General features: G+C 72.2%; 15 protein-coding genes. 8 read left to right on the top strand and 7 right to left on the bottom strand.

The annotated features are described in order from the left end of the window. Positions 1-49 precede the first annotated feature (49 nt). Positions 50-1204, top strand: a complete 1155-nt coding sequence (locus ACIQOE_RS26385; RefSeq protein ID WP_362643162.1) for a Gfo/Idh/MocA family oxidoreductase — start codon at positions 50-52, stop codon at positions 1202-1204. Positions 1205-1220: 16 nt separating this feature from the next. Here ACIQOE_RS26385 and ACIQOE_RS26380 read toward each other — a convergent pair whose 3' ends face one another. Then, entirely contained in the window at positions 1221-2750 is a 1530-nt protein-coding gene (locus ACIQOE_RS26380) for a substrate-binding domain-containing protein (protein WP_401414090.1), read from the bottom strand. Between the two features lie 134 nt (positions 2751-2884). Beyond that, positions 2885-4645 carry a serine/threonine-protein kinase gene (locus ACIQOE_RS26375; RefSeq protein WP_401414088.1) on the bottom strand — a complete coding sequence of 587 codons (1761 nt, stop codon included), beginning with the start codon at positions 4643-4645 and terminating at the stop codon, positions 2885-2887. A 210-nt stretch (positions 4646-4855) separates the two neighbouring features. Here ACIQOE_RS26375 and ACIQOE_RS26370 point away from each other — a divergent pair, with 210 nt between their 5' ends. The 4 genes from ACIQOE_RS26370 to ACIQOE_RS26355 all read left to right on the top strand — a co-directional run bounded on the left by ACIQOE_RS26370 (position 4856) and on the right by ACIQOE_RS26355 (position 10206). Continuing rightward, the gene (locus tag ACIQOE_RS26370; RefSeq protein ID WP_351940567.1) at positions 4856-6211 is read left to right on the top strand and encodes an aspartate aminotransferase family protein; all 1356 of its coding nucleotides are present in this window, start codon (positions 4856-4858) and stop codon (positions 6209-6211) included. Between the two features lie 136 nt (positions 6212-6347). After that, entirely contained in the window at positions 6348-7046 is a 699-nt protein-coding gene (locus ACIQOE_RS26365) for a GntR family transcriptional regulator (RefSeq protein WP_351317441.1), read from the top strand. Then, entirely contained in the window at positions 7043-9466 is a 2424-nt protein-coding gene (locus ACIQOE_RS26360) for a dolichyl-phosphate beta-glucosyltransferase (RefSeq protein WP_401414085.1), read from the top strand. The genes ACIQOE_RS26365 and ACIQOE_RS26360 overlap by 4 nt, the downstream gene beginning before the upstream one ends. An 89-nt stretch (positions 9467-9555) precedes the next feature. After that, positions 9556-10206 (top strand): hypothetical protein, encoded by a 651-nt coding sequence (locus ACIQOE_RS26355; RefSeq protein ID WP_351317435.1) that lies wholly within the window; start codon positions 9556-9558, stop codon positions 10204-10206. Between the two features lie 21 nt (positions 10207-10227). Here the strand turns inward: ACIQOE_RS26355 and ACIQOE_RS26350 are convergent, their stop codons facing one another. From ACIQOE_RS26350 to ACIQOE_RS26340, 3 genes are all read right to left on the bottom strand, one after another. Beyond that, positions 10228-10674 carry a hypothetical protein gene (locus tag ACIQOE_RS26350; RefSeq protein ID WP_363012762.1) on the bottom strand — a complete coding sequence of 149 codons (447 nt, stop codon included), beginning with the start codon at positions 10672-10674 and terminating at the stop codon, positions 10228-10230. Further along, positions 10671-10937 (bottom strand): hypothetical protein, encoded by a 267-nt coding sequence (locus ACIQOE_RS26345; protein ID WP_401414083.1) that lies wholly within the window; start codon positions 10935-10937, stop codon positions 10671-10673. The genes ACIQOE_RS26350 and ACIQOE_RS26345 overlap by 4 nt, the downstream gene beginning before the upstream one ends. A 560-nt stretch (positions 10938-11497) precedes the next feature. Then, on the bottom strand, positions 11498-11908 hold the full coding sequence (locus ACIQOE_RS26340) for a hypothetical protein (RefSeq protein WP_401414081.1): 411 nt from the start codon (positions 11906-11908) through the stop codon (positions 11498-11500). Between the two features lie 123 nt (positions 11909-12031). On the opposite strand from ACIQOE_RS26340, the gene ACIQOE_RS26335 reads away from it, so the two are divergent. Then, positions 12032-12862, top strand: coding sequence for a helix-turn-helix transcriptional regulator (locus ACIQOE_RS26335; RefSeq protein WP_401414079.1), 831 nt, complete (start codon positions 12032-12034; stop codon positions 12860-12862). Continuing rightward, complete coding sequence (locus tag ACIQOE_RS26330) at positions 12859-13101, top strand: DUF397 domain-containing protein (protein ID WP_365560619.1); 243 nt, start codon at positions 12859-12861, stop codon at positions 13099-13101. The genes ACIQOE_RS26335 and ACIQOE_RS26330 overlap by 4 nt, the downstream gene beginning before the upstream one ends. A gap of 12 nt (positions 13102-13113) precedes the next feature. On the opposite strand, the gene ACIQOE_RS26325 is transcribed toward ACIQOE_RS26330, so the two are convergent. After that, positions 13114-13515: a hypothetical protein gene (locus tag ACIQOE_RS26325; RefSeq protein WP_362643170.1), complete on the bottom strand. Its 402-nt coding sequence runs from the start codon at positions 13513-13515 to the stop codon at positions 13114-13116. Positions 13516-13594: 79 nt separating this feature from the next. Then, entirely contained in the window at positions 13595-14344 is a 750-nt protein-coding gene (locus ACIQOE_RS26320) for an SDR family oxidoreductase (RefSeq protein WP_399011561.1), read from the bottom strand. Positions 14345-14448: 104 nt separating this feature from the next. Here ACIQOE_RS26320 and ACIQOE_RS26315 point away from each other — a divergent pair, with 104 nt between their 5' ends. Continuing rightward, positions 14449-15306, top strand: coding sequence for a LysR family transcriptional regulator (locus ACIQOE_RS26315; RefSeq protein ID WP_399011563.1), 858 nt, complete (start codon positions 14449-14451; stop codon positions 15304-15306). Positions 15307-15351 lie beyond the last annotated feature (45 nt).

Genomic DNA, 15351 nt, shown 5'->3' with positions numbered 1-15351 from the left:
CCCATCGTGAGCGGACAGTCCGCGCAACGGTCCGAAGAGGGGCAGCCACATGGTGCGTACGCTCGGCGTCGCCGTCGTCGGGTTCGGCTGGATGGGGCGGGTGCACACCCAGGCCTACCAGCGAGTCCTCCACCACTTCCCGGAGCTGCCCGTCCGTCCCGAGCTGGTGACGGTCGCCGAGGAGGTGCCCGGCCGGGCCGAGGAGGCCGCCGCGCGGTACGGGTTCGCGTCCACCGCCCGCGACTGGCGCGAGGTCGCCGCCGACCCGCGCGTCCACGCCGTCAGCGTCACCGCGCCGAACTTCCTGCACCGGGAGATCGGCGTCGCGATGGCCGGGGCCGGCAAGCACCTGTGGATCGAGAAGCCGGTCGGACTGAGCGCGGCGGACGCCGGCGCGGTCGCCGACGCCGTCGCGAAGGCCGGCGTCCAGGGCACGGTCGGCTTCAACTACCGCAACGCGCCCGCCGTCGCGTACGCCCGCGACCTCGTCGCCTCCGGCGAGCTGGGCACCGTCACGCATGTCCGCATCCGTCTCCTCAGCGACTACGCGGCGCACCCGGACGGCGCACTGACCTGGCGCTACGAGCGGGCCCGCGGCGGCACCGGGGTCCTCGGCGACCTCGCCTCGCACGGCGTCGACCTGGCCCGTTTCCTGCTCGGCGAGATCACCGCGCTGGCCGCCGACACCGCCGTCTTCATCCCCGAGCGTGCCCGCCCCACGGGTGCCACCGCCGGCCACACCCTGGCCACCGGCGGCGCGCTCGGCCCGGTGGAGAACGAGGACTACGTCAGCTGCCTGCTGCGCTTCGCGTCCGGCGCCCGCGGCGTGCTGGAGGCCTGCCGGGTCTCGGTCGGCGAGCAGAACAACTACGGCTTCGAGGTGCACGGCACCCGGGGCGCCGTCTTCTGGGACTACCGGCGGATGGGCGAGCTGGGGGTCAGCCGCGGCACCTCCTACCAGGACCAGCCCGTGGCCACGGTCTTCGTCGGTCCCGGGCACGGCGAGTACGGCGCCTTCCAGCCGGGCGCGGCCAACGCCATGGGCTACGACGACCTCAAGGTCGTGGAGGCCCGCAACTTCCTGCGTTCCATAGCGGAGGGCACCCCCTGCGGCCCGACCCTGGCGGACGCCGTGCACAGCGCGACCGCCCTGGACGCGATGAGCCGCTCGGCCGCGCAGGGCACCTGGGTGAGCCTCGGCTGACCCGCGCCCGCCCGCCTCACCCGCAGAGCGTCATCCCCACCGGGGTGTAGCAGGGCACGTGCCCGTGCGTGCGGATGACGTCCTCGCCGTTGCCCTTGACCAGGTACGACAGGAAGCTCGACGCCAGCGTGTCGGCGGCGGGCCGGCCGTAGGTGTACGCGTACTCGATCTCGCGGTACGGGTAGGGGCTGACACCGCGCTCGATGGCCTCCACCGACGGGGCGTCGTGGTCCAGCGAGAGGATGTGCAGGCCCTTCGCCCCGGCCGCCACGTTCAGCTCGGCGTAGCCGACCGCGCCCTTCAGCCGGGCCACCTCCGACAGCACCTGGTCGGTCGAGTCCAGCTCGCAGCGGACCACCTTCGCCGTCGGGTCGTCCTGGTGGACGCAGTCGACGGAGGAGTTGGCGATCTCACCGCGCCCGAGCACCCGCCGCTGGAAGACCTGCCGGGTCCCGGAGTCGGCGTCCCTGCTGACCAGCCGCACCGGCAGGTCGGGGCCGCCCAGCTGCTTCCAGTCGGTGATCTCGCCCCGGTACAGCCGGCGGACGTCGGAGGCGGTGAGGTCCGTCAGCCGCACGCCGTCGTTCACGACGAGCGCGAAGACCACCAGGGCGACCCGGTTCTCGCGCAGTTGGGGCATGCCGGGCGGCTTGGGGCCGTCGGAGAGGGCGAGGACGGACGGGGAGCCCTTCTTCTTCGCGTCGGCGCCCGCGCTGTTCAGGTCCCTGATCCCGGCCGTCGAACCGCGCGCGTCGACGCGGATCGAGGCGCCCTCGCACTCCCTCTCGTACTTCTCGGCCGCGTCCGTGACCACCGGTGCGAACGCCGTCGAGCCGTAGACGGCCAGCGAGCCCTTCGCGCAGCCGATCGGCGGCGGGCTGTCGTCGCGGGCCACGACGATCGCGGCCAGGGTGACGACACTGAGCGTCAGCATGGTGGTGATGAGCCGGGAGGCGCGGCTGAACAGCGGGGTCGCGTCGTCGGGGGTGGCGCTGCGGTTGGGGTGCACCTCGCCGTCGTGGAGGCCGCCGATGAGCCTGATCTCCCGGCCGACGTCGCCGCCGGACAGCAGCACGAGGAGCTTGAAGTGCTCTCCGTGGTTGAGCGGGACGCGCGGGATGCGCAGGGTGTTGCCCGAGTAGCCGAAGCCGCGCTCCGGGGTGAAATGCGGCATGAGGTGGTCGGTGTCGGTCGGCTGGGTGACCGAGACGCCGCGGATCGTCCGGTCGCCGAACACCGCGGTGAGGCCGTGCAGTTCGGGACTGGTGTAGTCGTCGCGGCCGATGCCCTGCGAGCCGTCGTTCTCGATGCGCAGCAGGACGAGGGTGGCGTCGGCCATGTCCGGGGCCTCGTCGAAGAGGCCGAGGCGCCGGCCGATCCGTCCCGAGCGGAGGTCGTCGCCGATCGGGTTGTCCATCTGCACGCGGTAGCCGATCCGTTTGCGGCGCGGGACGCGGCGCTCGAACCAGAAGATGGCGGCCGACGCGACGATGCCCGCCGCCGCGGTGCCGACGGCGACGATGTTCTCCGCGCTCAGCCACTCCATGTGGGTGCCCCCGCCACTCCCCGGAGTCGGATGGTGCGGTCACCGTAAGGGGCGCGGAGCGGCCGCGACGGGACAATCCGGACGCGCGGGTCAATGTTCGCCGAGCGTTCAACTGCCCCGGCGGAAGCGGAAGTTCACTGCTTGCTGTAGGTGAGGCTCTCCTCGCCGTCCTTCCGGACCCGCTTCAGCCTGCCGTCCGCCAGCAGGGTCACCTCGGTGGCCTCTCCGGCGCTGCACGACGAACGGGGCCGACCGGCCGTCACCGCGGAGGGTCCGATCTCCAACGGGCCGGACGTGCCCGGCTTCCCGGTGAGTTTCGCGTCGAACTCGCAGTGGTAGCCGGGGCCGTCGGCGACCAGGGTCAGCACCGGGTCCCCGACGGCGCCCTGGCGGATGGTCAGTTCCCGGGTGTTGTGGCCGGTGGAGTTGTCGATCGAGGTGGCCCAGGTGCCCAGGAAGCCGGTGGGCACGCTGCCGGCCGAGGGGGCCGAGGAGGAGGGCGATCCGGTGGGCGCCGGTTCCCCGGCGGAGGTCCGGGCGGGCGCCGAGGGGGCTGAATCGGCGGGGCCGCCCGCCTTGTCGTCGTCACCGCCGCCGCTGTTCAGGAGCCCGTACACGGAACCGCCGGCGGCCAGCATCACCACGAGGGCGACCGCGACGAGGAGCACCGAGCGGCGGTTGCGGCCCGGCTCCTCGTCGGGAACCGGCTCGTAGGGCGGGGGCGGCGGCTGGGGGGTGCGCGGCGGCGGGGCGTGTTCGGGGGTGGCGACGGTGGTGTAGGGGTTGTACGACGCCGGCTGCGGGTGCTGCTGGGGGTAGCCGTAGGCGGGGTGGGCCGGGGCGTGCTCGGGGGACGGCGGGCCGGGCGCCGGCTGCGGCTGCGGCGCGGCCTGCCGCGGCTGCGCGGCGGTGCCGCCCCAGGCCCACGGGCCGGCCGCGCCGCTTCGCGGGGCCTGCGCCGCGGACCCGTACAGCGTCGGGTCCTCCACCTCCAGCAGTTCCACCGCGTGCCGGCCTAGCTGGGCCACCAGCGACCCCGGCAGCCAGGGGTCGCGGGAGCGGCCCTCCTCGACCGTGTCGACCGCGCCCGTCCTGGCCAGGATGGCGTCCAGCGAGGGACGGGTCGCGGGGTCCTTGCGGAGGCAGTCGCGGACCACGTCGGCGATGCCCTCGGGAAGCCCGGCCAGGTCGGGCTCCTCCTGCGCGATGCGGAACAGCTGCGCGTGCGCGCCGCCCTCGGTGGCGCCGAAGGGAAGCCGTCCGGTGGCCGCGTAGGCGAGCACCGAGCCGAGGCTGAACACGTCGGAGGCCGGGGTGATCCGGTCGCCGCGCACCTGCTCGGGGGCCATGAAGCCCGGCGAGCCGACGAGCGACCCGGTGGTGGTGATGCCCTCGCCGGGCAGGGTCTCCAGGGCCCGCGCGATCCCGAAGTCGATGACCCGCGGTCCCTCTATCGTGAGCATCACGTTGGACGGCTTGAGGTCGCGGTGGACGATCCCGGCCGCGTGGATGTTGGCGAGCGCGTGCGCCAGGCCGGCGGCGAGGATCCGTACCGACCGCTCGGGCAGCGGCCCGTGGTCGTGCTCGACGACCCGCTGGAGGCTCGGCCCGGCGACGTAGCCGGTGGCCACCCACGGCACGGCGGCCTCGGTGTCGGCGTCCAGGACGGGCGCGGTCCAGAACCCGCCGACCCGCTGCGCGTTGCGCACCTCCTGCCGGAAGCGGGCCCGGAAGTCCTCCTGCGCGGCGAGTTCGGCCCGGACCAGCTTGACGGCGACGGTACGGCCGCGCTCCGAGCGGGCGAGATACACCTGGCCCATGCCGCCCGCGCCGAGCAGCGCCAGCAGCCGGTACCTCCCGATGTGCTGCGGATCCCCGGGCCCCAGCTTCTCCATGGCAGATCCGCCCCTTCTCCACAGGTGTGATCCAGCCGAGAATATTCCGGCCGCCCGGACGCCCGGGACCCGCCTTGTCTACGGTTGCGTAACAGGTGCCGTTCGCTCCGGCGCATCCACGGGCTGTGGACAAACTGTCGCGGAATCCCCCTGACCATGGAACAGGTCGCCGATATCGCGCCCGCGCCGGATACTCCTAGGCTCGGCGCCATGACCCCTCAGCCCAATCCCCAGGCCGGAGCCGCCGTCAAGGCGGCCGACCGCGCGCACGTCTTCCACTCCTGGTCCGCGCAGGAACTCATCGACCCGCCGGCCGTGGCCGGTGCCGAAGGGTCGTACTTCTGGGACTACGACGGCAGGCGCTACCTGGACTTCACCAGCGGGCTCGTCTTCACCAACATCGGCTACCAGCATCCGAAGGTCGTCGCCGCGATCCAGGAGCAGGCCGCGAAGATGACCACCTTCGCGCCCGCCTTCGCCGTGGAGGCCAGGTCGGAGGCGGCCCGGCTGATCGCCGAGCGGACCCCCGGCGACCTGGACAAGATCTTCTTCACCAACGGGGGCGCGGACGCGATCGAGCACGCCGTGCGGATGGCCCGGCTGCACACCGGCCGCCCGAAGGTGCTGTCCGCCTACCGCTCGTACCACGGCGGCACCCAGCAGGCGATCAACCTCACCGGCGACCCGCGCCGCTGGGCCTCCGACGGGGCCGCGGCCGGGGTCGTGCACTTCTGGGCGCCCTTCCTGTACCGCTCGCGCTTCTACGCGGAGACCGAGGAGCAGGAGACCGCGCGGGCGCTGGAGCACCTGGAGACCACGATCGCGTTCGAGGGGCCGGGCACGGTCGCGGCGATCGTGCTGGAGACCGTGCCGGGGACCGCCGGGATCATGCTCCCGCCGCCCGGCTACCTGGCGGGCGTCCGCGAGCTCTGCGACCGGCACGGGATCGTCTTCGTCCTGGACGAGGTGATGGCCGGGTTCGGGCGCACCGGTGAGTGGTTCGCCGCCGACCTGTTCGGCGTCGTACCCGACCTGATGACCTTCGCCAAGGGCGTGAACAGCGGGTACGTGCCGCTCGGCGGGGTCGCGATCAGCGGGCGGATCGCCGAGACCTTCGCCCGGCGGCCCTACCCGGGCGGGCTGACGTACTCCGGTCATCCGCTGGCCTGCGCCGCCGCCGTCGCCACCATCGGGGTGATGGCGGAGGAAGGCGTCGTCGAGAACGCGAAGCGGCTCGGCGCGGACGTCGTCGGACCCGCCCTGGCCGCGCTGGCCGAGCGGCACCCGAGCGTGGGCGAGGTGCGCGGCACCGGCATGTTCTGGGCGCTGGACCTGGTGCGGAGCCGGGAGACCCGGGAGCCGCTGGTGCCGTACAACGCGGCCGGCGAGGCGAACGCGCCGATGGCCGCGTTCACGGCCGCCGCCAAGCAGCACGGCCTGTGGCCGTTCGTGAACATGAACCGCACGCACGTCGTGCCGCCGTGCAACGTCAGCGAGGCGGAGCTGAAGGAGGGGTTCGAGGCGCTCGACGCCGCGCTGAGCGTGGCCGACGAGTACACGGTGTAGCGGCGCCCCGCGCTCCCCCCTTCCGCCGCGGCACCGGAAGGAGTACACGCGGAACCCGAACGCGTAAGGTGGCGTGCTCGTAGATGTACATGTAAGCGAGCACGTCACCTGAACGCGTGAGGAGAGGCACCCGACCATGCCGGGCAACGGCGCTGTGACCCGCAGTACCCTGCGCCAGCAGATCGCGGACGCGCTCCGTGACGAGGTGCTCGCCGGGCGCCTCCAGCCGGGCCGCGAGTTCACGGTCAAGGAGATCGCCGACCAGTACGGGGTCTCCGCCACACCGGTCCGCGAGGCCCTGGTCGACCTGTCCGCGCAAGGCGTCCTCGACGCCGACCAGCACCGCGGCTTCCGGGTCCCGGAGTACTCGCTCACCGACTACCGGAACATGATCGAGGCCCGCAGCCTGGTCGTGGACGGCATGTTCCACGCCCTCGCCGACGGCCGCCACCCCGCCTTCAAGGACCCCCGGGAGCCGCGGGTCGCGGCCGCCCTGGCCGCCGTCCGCCGGCGCGGCGAGGAGGCCCAGCGGGCCGCGACCGCCGGCGACCTCTCCGTGCTGATCGGCTACGACCTGCGCTTCTGGCGTGAGCTGTCCACGCTGTTCGGCAACCCCTACCTCGGCGACTTCCTGCACCGGCTGCGCGTGCAGTCCTGGGTGTGCGCGGTCCGGCACCTGCGCCGGCTGCCCGATCCGCGCGGACAGCTGTGGTCCGGGCACACCGAGCTGGTCGACACGCTGTCCCGGCGGGACATCGAGGGCGCCCGCGCGATCGTCGCCGCGTACAACGCACACTCCCTCGCCCTCATCGAGCGTCTGTCGGAGAACGGATGACCGCGCCCCAGGAGACCGTCGACCTGTCCGTGGTCATCCCCGCCTACAACGAGGAGGCGCGGCTCGGCCCGACGCTCGACGCCGTCACCCGCTACCTCGCCGACCACGAGAGCCGCTTCGGCACCTGGGAAGTGATCGTCTCCGACGACGGCTCCACCGACGGGACGCGCGAGGTCGCCGCCTTAGGGCGTCCGCGGGTCCGCCTGGTCACCGCTGACCGCAACCGCGGCAAGGGCAACGCCCTGCGCCTCGGGGTGGCGGCCAGCACCGGCCGCCGGGTGCTGGTCACCGACGCCGACCTGGCGGCCCCGATCGAGGAACTGGACCAGCTCGACAAGGCGCTGGGCGAGGGCTGCGTGGCGGCGATCGGGTCGCGCGCGGTGCCGGGCGCGGAGATATTCGACCACCAGCACCGGCTGCGCGAGCTGCTCGGCCGTGCCGGGAACCTGCTGATACGGGCCACCGCGGTGCCCGGCATCAAGGACACCCAGTGCGGTTTCAAGCTGTTCGACGGCGACCGGGGCCGTGAGGCCTTCGCGGGCTCGCGGCTGGACGGCTGGGGCATCGACGTCGAGGTCCTCCAGCACCTGCACCGCGACGGCGGGACGATCGCCGAGGTGCCGGTCCGCTGGAGCCACCAGCCCGGCTCCAAGGTCGGCCCGCTGGCCTACCCGAAGGTCCTCGCGGACCTGGCCCGGCTGCGGCTGCGCCGGCTGCGCCCGGCCGACCTGCTGGTCCCGGTGCTCTTCCTGGTCCTGTCGGTCGCCCTGTACTCGGGCCGCTTCTTCGACCCGGGCCACCGCTACCTCACCGACTCCCTCCAGGACCAGAACCAGTGGGAGTGGTTCTTCGCGGTGACCGCGGACAACCTCGCGCACCTGCGCAACCCGTTCTTCTCCGACCTCCAGAACTTCCCCGACGGCGTCAACCTGATGGCGAACACGGTCATGCTGGGCGTCTCCGTCCCCTTCGCCCCGCTCACGCTGCTCGCCGGACCGGCCGTCTCGCTCTCCGTCTGCATGGCGCTGGGCCTGGCCGGGACCGCCGTCGCCTGGTACTGGCTGCTCGTCAAGCGGGTGGTACGGCACCGGGGTGCCGCCTTCCTCGGCGCGGCCCTGGCGGCGTTCGCGCCGCCGATGGTCAGCCACGCCAACGCGCACCCCAACTTCGTGATCCTGTTCATGATCCCGCTGATCATCGACCGCGCCCTGCGGCTGGCGGCGGGCACCCGGGTCCGGCGGGACGGGATCGTGCTCGGCCTGATGGCGGCCTACCAGGTCTTCCTGGGCGAGGAGCCGTTCCTGCTCGCGGCGCTCGGCATGGTCCTGTTCGCCGTCGCGTACGCGGCCGTACGGCCGCGGGTGGCGCGGGAGTCCTGGCGTCCGCTGGGCAGGGGCCTGCTGATCGCGGGCGCGGTCTGCCTGCCGATCGTCGCCTATCCCCTGTACTGGCAGTTCAGCGGTCCGCAGAGCTACCACAGCGTCCTGCACGGCGACAACGCGGGAAACAGCCCGCTCTCGCTCATCGCCTTCTCCGAACGCTCGATGCTCTTCGGCGACCCGGCCCGCGCCAACGAGCTGTCCCTCAACCCCACCGAGCAGAACGCCTTCTACGGCTGGCCGCTGGTCCTGCTCGCCTTCGCGGTCGCGGTACGGCTGTGGTCGCGGCCGCTGGTCAAGGCGCTGGCGTTCACGTCGGTGGCGGCGGCGGTCCTGTCCATGGGCCCGAAGATCCGCGTCCCGCTGACGGACACGGTGTACTCGGGCCCCTGGGCGCTGGTGCGCAAGCTGCCGCTCTTCGAGTCGGTGATCGAGGGCCGGGTGGCGATGATCTGCGCCCCGGCGCTGGGCGTGCTGCTCGCGCTCGCCCTGGAGGAGGTGCTGGGCGCCCGGCGGGCCCGCACCCAGTACTTCGGCCTGCTCGCCGTCGTGCTCGCGGTGCTCCCGATCGTCCCGGCTCCGCTCAAGTCGGCGCCGCGGACGCCGGTCCCGGAGTTCGTCGCGAGCGGGATGTGGAAGTCGTACGTGGGCAGGGGCGAGTCCCTGGTGCCGCTGCCGCTCCCCGACCCGGGGTCCGCGGAGGCGCTGCACTGGCAGACGGCGGCGGACCTCGGCTTCAAGCTGCCCGGCGGCTACTTCAACGGCCCCTACGGCGAGGACCGCATCGGGATCTACGGCGCCGTCCCGCGCTTCACCTCCGACATGCTGCGCGACGTCCGCTACACCGGGAAAGTGCCGGTGATCGGCAAGAACTGGCGGGCGCAGGCCCGGAAGGACTTCGCGTACTGGAAGGCGGGCGTCCTGGTGGTCGCGCCGCAGCCCAACGACGACAAGCTGCGCGAGGCGGTCGCGGCTCTGACCGGAAAACCCGGTAGGTGGACCGGTGGGGTGTGGGTATGGGACCTGCACGGGGGGAGCTGACCGGTCCCGCACCGACTACTCTTCCCAGACCACCTAGCTGCGCACGTGCTGTGAACGCGCGGACACCGCGCCGATACGAGGAGCCCTCTTTGGCCTGTGACCTCTGGCTGGTACCGCTCGTCGACGTGTTGTGCCACACCCCCGACAACCCGTTCGCCGAGGAACTCGCTCAGTACAACAAGGTGCTCGCCGAGGCCGGGCTGCCGCCGGTTCCGGTGTACCAGTACATGCCGGGACTCTCCGGCGAGGTCGCGCCGGTGGCCGGCTTCGACTACGACGCGCTCCACTTCCTGCGCCGCGCCTATCTCCTCCAGGTCTGCGGCCTGCCAGTCTCCCCGGTGGACGACCTGGGCGGCGACTACGAGCAGCTCCTGGAGATGTTCGAGTCCACGGCCCAGCAGTCGCACCTCGTCTGGCACTACGACCACGCCGGCGCGTACGTCCCCGTCGACTTCCCGAGCCCGCTCTCCAGCGACGAACTCCTCGCGAGCGGCGGCCCGCTCGGCTCCTCCCACGCCCTGCTGCGCGAGCTGGAGTACGTCGCCCCGTCGATCGGCATCGACCCGGCGAACCCCCCGGCTCCCCCGCAGGCGCCCACCGCCCCCACCGACCTGGAGGAACCGGCGACCCCGGCTCCCTACGACCCGAGCCCGTTCGCCCGCGAACGGCACGTCTGGCTCGGCCTGCACGCGGCGGCGACCCGCAGCCTGGCGCAGGGTTCGATGATCGTGTTCAGCTGAGGCGGAGGGGGCCTACGTAGGTCAGTTCTGCTCGACGATGCGGATCGTGCGGATGCCGGTGCCCCGGTAGCGCATCGGGGTCCTGGTCAGCACGGCACGGCCGCGTGGCCATTCGACGGTCGGCAGGGCGAGGTGCAGCACATGGGCGCCGCTCCAGTCGGGCTCGTCCTTGCCGTCCTCCGCCCTGCCCTTCGCAAGGCGCAGGCGCTTGCCCACGGCGGCGGCCGCCGCGAAGTCGAGCGCTTCGATGTTGACGGACGGCAGGGCTCCGACATGCTCGGCGACACCGGCCCGCTCCCGCTCCGCGGCGACCAGGCTCACCGCCGGGATGTAGACCCTCAGCGCGGGGTCTTTCTCAGCCTCGACGACCAGCCGCGAGGCCATGCTGTTCCCTGCGCCGAGCGCGAGGGCCGCCGTGTCGTCGAAGATGACGGCACGCGGCAGCGGGTACCGCTCCTCCCCTGTCACTGGACCTCCCCGATGCGCCCCGACTCGATGTCGGCCCACAGCTTCTCGCCGGCCTTCTCGTCCTCTTCCGTGTACGGCCGGCCGAGGAAGTGCGCCTCGACGTACGCCCTCGTCTCCTCGTACCGCTTGCGCTGCTCTTCCTTGGTCGGTGTGGCCCCGGCCAGCTCCGCGACCAGGTCCCGCATGCTCATTCCGCGTTCCCGGGCGAGTTCCTGGAGGCGGTCACGGACGGCGGGGTCGACCTTGATCGTGGTGTCAGCCATGAGGACAGTATACTGTCGGTATACCGTCTCGGGACGGACAAGTGTGACAGTCATCGACGTTCCTTTCTCTGGTTCCTACGCGGCCGCCGGGTGAAATTTCCGCGGTTCACCCCTGGGTGGCCCGAATTCGCACGGCCTCTCGGACACCTCGCAGGTCGTCGAGTACTGCCGTGTCACCGGGTCCCGTCGCACCACCCGTCGCAGATGACCCCGTTCCTCCAGCTCACGCAGGGAGGCGACGACCGTCATGCACCCTTCCCTGCGCCGCGCCGCGAGCATGCGCTCCGTGATCCACGAGCCGCTCGGAAGACTTAAGAGGTACGCCAGTACGCCCGCGGCCGCCCAGGACAGGCGGTACTCCCGGTGCAGAGAGCCGGTGAGGGCTGCGAAGGCGCGCAGCGGCGCCGTACGATGAACGCGCATCGGAGTGGTAGCTCCCGGTGTCGAGCCCCCGGGTGTTGGCGCACCGCGGGGGCAATCTGTTGATCGCGACTCTAGGGCCACGCAAAGTGGCGAACGCAAGCCGGAACACCCTTTTCCTGGGCTTTAGTTCACACATTTCACTCCGTGGAGTGAAGCGCGCTGCGCAGCAATCGCGCATGAACGAAACGGTCCGGCTCGGTCGGCGCGTAACGCCAGAACAAAGGCCAGGTCGTCCCGCCGAGCGCGGGCACCGGGATGTACGACACCCGGTCCGGCCCGGCGGCGAGCCGACTGGTCCCGGCCGGCCAGGGCACGTGCCGCTCGGCACTCCCGGCGGCCACCAGGAAGTACACACACCGCCGCCTGCTCGCGACCTCGATCACCGGCCCGGGATCGCCCCCGGTCATCCGCGCGAGCAGATCGGCGACGCGTCGCCCCCACTCGCCGTCGTCCACCCGCAAGGCGTCGAACTGGACTCCCGCCTTGCGGAGTTGGATCCCGGACGCGGGGAGCCAGTCGAGGTTTAAGGGGTCACTTTGCGTGTTCATGGGACCAGTCTGGGCAGGTGGGGCTACCGTCGCCATAACTCAGAGTCAAGAGCCGAAAACTCTGGGAATTCCGGGCCCGGTGGTTGTGGCCGTTTGAGTTCGTTTGAGTCCGGGGGTGACCGCATGACGCGGACGGAGGCGAGCGGCACGACACAACTCGTGGCCGCCATGACCAAGGCACTCCGTGAACAAAAGGAGCTGACGCAGGAGGAGTTGGGGAAGCTGATCGGCTACACCGGGTCCGCGGTCAGCGCCCTGGAAACGGGGGTGCAGCCACCCAGCGACAAGATGCTCGTCAAGCTGGAGGAGGCGATCGGCGGCGGCCTGGGCATCTTCGAGAAGGCGCGCGGGCTGGTGCTGCTGGACAAGTATCCGGCGCAGTTCAAGAACTTCGCGCTGGTGGAGCAGGAGGCGGTGTCGCTGTCGTCGTACCAGACGTTCGTGGTCGACGGCCTGTTCCAGACACCGGAGTACGCGCGGGCACTGATCGGCGGCGGCTTCCCGAAGCTCCCGGAGGAGAAGGTGGAGGAACTGGTCGAGGCACGGCTGGCCCGGCGCGCGCTGTTCGACCGGGCGGAACCGACGGCCATGATCGAGCTGATCCTGGAGGAGTCGGTACTGCGACGGCCGTTCGGGAGCTGGGATGTACTGCGGGACCAATTGCGCTCGCTCGCGGGGGATGCGGAGAGGGACAATGTGAGTGTCCAAGTGCTGCCGATGGAGCGGGGATTACGGGTCAGCCATGCCGGAGCTGCGGGGAACATGGTCCTGGTGAAGACCAAGGAGCACCACGACGTGGTCTACCTGGAGATCGAGGAGGAAAGCCTCCTGGTCAGCGATCCAGCGAAGGTCGCTCGACTCACCCACCGGTATGCCAAGATCCGAACGCAGGCTCTGAGTTCGGATGACTCACTCAGCCTCATCCGGACATTGGCGGGAGAAGACGGGACATGACCAGCACCCTGAGATGGTTCAAGTCGAGCTACAGCGACGACAGCGGCGGGCAGTGCCTCGAAACCGCATACACCTGGCGCAAGTCCTCGTACAGCGACAGCAGCGGTGGCCAGTGCCTCGAAATATCCCCCCGCCCCCGCACCGTCCACATCCGCGACTCCAAGGTGACCGACGGCCCGGAGATCACCGTGTCCACGGCCTCCTGGGCCGCGTTCGTCGGGGCGGCCGGGGCGGAGTGACTCCGGTGTCGGCTAACCGAACACGCTGAACAGGGCGAGCGCGGGCCCGGCCGCGTAGACCAGCACGCCCAGGGTCAGCGCGGTCCACGGCCGCCGGGCCCGCACCACCCCGAGGACGACCGTGACCGCCGCGGCGGCCAGCGCGACCGACGGTCCGAACATCGCGACGAGCATCCACACACCGGAGTCGTCGCAGAACCGCGCGGTCCCGGCCGAGGTACCGCAGCTGTCACCGGCGAAGGCCATCCCGAAGAACAGCAGGCCGTTGACCGCCACGGCGAGAGCGAGCAGCAGCCCGGTCACCACGGCGAAGAGCACTCCGAGGGGGCCGCCCGGCAGGGTGCGCTCCGGCGGGACCGCGGGGCCGTACGGCGGCGGGTACGGGGGCGGGTACGAGGGCGGCGGGAAGCTCATGCCTCCATCTCACTCCCGCCCGCGCGGACCCGCCTGAGTACGGCTACTCAACCGGGATGAGCCCGTGCCACCGCGCGGGTCACCAGGGCACCACCCCGTCGTCCTCGAAGAAGCCGCCGGTCGGGCCGCCGTCGGGCAGGGTCGCCAGGCGGACGGCGGTGGCCGCGCCCTGCTGCGGGGTGCGGACGCCCTGGAAAGCGTTGAGGTCGGTGGCGCAGTAGCCGGGGCACGCGGCGTTGATCAGGATGTCCGTGTCCCGGAGTTCCCTGGCGTACTGGACGGTGACGGCGTTGAGGAACGTCTTGGACGGCGCGTAGGCGACGGCGATCGGTCCCAGGTCGGCGCCGGGCGCGGACTGCCGGGTGAGGGAGCCGACGCTGCTGGAGACGTTCACGATCCGCGGCGACGGAGCGCGGCGCAGCAGCGGCAGCATCGCGTTGGTGACGCGGATGACGCCGATGACGTTGGTCTCGACGACCGTCCGTACCGTCTCGACGTCGACGGTGGTGGGCTCCTGCGGCGCGCCGCCGGTGATGCCGGCGTTGTTGACGAGTGCGTCGAGGCGTCCCGCGCGGGCCTCGACCAGTCCGGCCGCGGCGGTCACGCTCGCGTCGTCCGTCACGTCGAGCGGCACGCCGAACGCGTCGGCCCCGGCCGCCCGCAGCTTGGCGACGGCGGCCTCCCGGCGCTCCTCGTCCCGGGCGCCGACGCCGACGCTCCAGCCGAGGGCGCCGAGCCCGGCGGCGATCTCGTAGCCGATGCCCTTGTTCGCGCCGGTCACCAGCGCGGTCTTCCGCTGCGTCATGTCCTCGGTGATGTCTTCGGTCATGTCCTCGATCCTGGCGCGGGCCGGGCCGGGCGGGCCAACACCGATCGGGTGCGCGTCGATACCGCACGGGTATCGATCGCGGCCGGATCGGTAGCATGGCGGGCGTGGAGACACGCGAATTGCGGTACTTCGTGGCCGTCGCCGAGGAGTTGCACTTCGGGAGGGCGGCACGGCGGCTCGGGATCGCGCAGCCGCCGCTGTCGCGGGCGATCCGTCAGCTGGAACGGCGGCTGGGGGCGGCGCTGCTGGAGCGCACCAGCCGTCAGGTCGCCCTGACCGACGCCGGTTCGGTGCTGCTGCGGGAGGCGCGGGCGGCGCTGGACGCCGTCGAGGCCGCCGAGCAGCGCACCCGGCGCGCGGCCCTCGCGGCGGCCGGCCGGGCCGGCGTGGTCCTCGCCACGAAGGCGGGCGCGTCCGGCGAACTGCTGGCGAGGCTGCTCGACGCCTACGCCGCCGAACCCGGCGCGGTCACCGTCGACCTGCTGCTGTGCGGGGTGGGCGAGCAGGAGCGCATGCTGCGCGACGGCCGGGCCGACGTGGCACTGCTGCACCTGCCGTTCGACAGCACGGCGGGCTTCGACACCGAGGAGCTGCAGACGGAACGCCAGGTCGTGGTGGTGCCCGCCGGGCACCCCCTCGCCGCCCGCGACCAGGTGCGGATGACCGAGGTCACCGAGCTGGCGGGCCTGCCGCCGGCGCGCTGGCGGGGCCGCGACGGCACGTACCCGGACGGGCCCGGTCCCGAGGTCCGGGACCAGGCCCAGCTGTACCAGCTGGTCGCGCTGGGACGGGCCTGCTGTGTGGTGCCGGAGTCGGTCCGGTCCCAGCTGCGCGAGGACCTGGCCGCCGTGCCGGTGCCGGACGCCCCGCCGGTCACGACCGTGATCGCCTGGCCGCCCCACAGCCGGTCCCGGGCGGTCGCCGGCCTCGTCAGGACCGCGGTGCGGCTCTGCCCGAGCTGAACGAGCCGCGAGGAGGGCGAGTCCGCGGGACCCGGTGAACCCGCC

The sequence above is a fragment of the Streptomyces sp. NPDC091282 genome, assembly GCF_044757385.1.
Lineage (GTDB): Bacteria > Actinomycetota > Actinomycetes > Streptomycetales > Streptomycetaceae > Streptomyces > Streptomyces gramineus.
This window is presented reverse-complemented; position numbering and strand designations above follow the sequence as displayed.

Excerpts from the sequence above, each read along its gene's own strand:
- ACIQOE_RS26360 (WP_401414085.1), top strand. The coding sequence starts at position 7,043 with ATGACCGCGCCCCAGGAGACCGTCGACCTGTCCGTGGTCATCCCCGCC.
- ACIQOE_RS26385 (WP_362643162.1), top strand. The coding sequence starts at position 50 with ATGGTGCGTACGCTCGGCGTCGCCGTCGTCGGGTTCGGCTGGATGGGG.
- ACIQOE_RS26380 (WP_401414090.1), bottom strand. The coding sequence starts at position 2,750 with ATGGAGTGGCTGAGCGCGGAGAACATCGTCGCCGTCGGCACCGCGGCG.
- ACIQOE_RS26325 (WP_362643170.1), bottom strand. The coding sequence starts at position 13,515 with ATGAGCTTCCCGCCGCCCTCGTACCCGCCCCCGTACCCGCCGCCGTAC.
- ACIQOE_RS26320 (WP_399011561.1), bottom strand. The coding sequence starts at position 14,344 with ATGACCGAAGACATCACCGAGGACATGACGCAGCGGAAGACCGCGCTG.
- ACIQOE_RS26365 (WP_351317441.1), top strand. The coding sequence starts at position 6,348 with ATGCCGGGCAACGGCGCTGTGACCCGCAGTACCCTGCGCCAGCAGATC.
- ACIQOE_RS26340 (WP_401414081.1), bottom strand. The coding sequence starts at position 11,908 with ATGAACACGCAAAGTGACCCCTTAAACCTCGACTGGCTCCCCGCGTCC.
- ACIQOE_RS26375 (WP_401414088.1), bottom strand. The coding sequence starts at position 4,645 with ATGGAGAAGCTGGGGCCCGGGGATCCGCAGCACATCGGGAGGTACCGG.
- ACIQOE_RS26330 (WP_365560619.1), top strand. The coding sequence starts at position 12,859 with ATGACCAGCACCCTGAGATGGTTCAAGTCGAGCTACAGCGACGACAGC.
- ACIQOE_RS26335 (WP_401414079.1), top strand. The coding sequence starts at position 12,032 with ATGACGCGGACGGAGGCGAGCGGCACGACACAACTCGTGGCCGCCATG.
- ACIQOE_RS26345 (WP_401414083.1), bottom strand. The coding sequence starts at position 10,937 with ATGGCTGACACCACGATCAAGGTCGACCCCGCCGTCCGTGACCGCCTC.
- ACIQOE_RS26370 (WP_351940567.1), top strand. The coding sequence starts at position 4,856 with ATGACCCCTCAGCCCAATCCCCAGGCCGGAGCCGCCGTCAAGGCGGCC.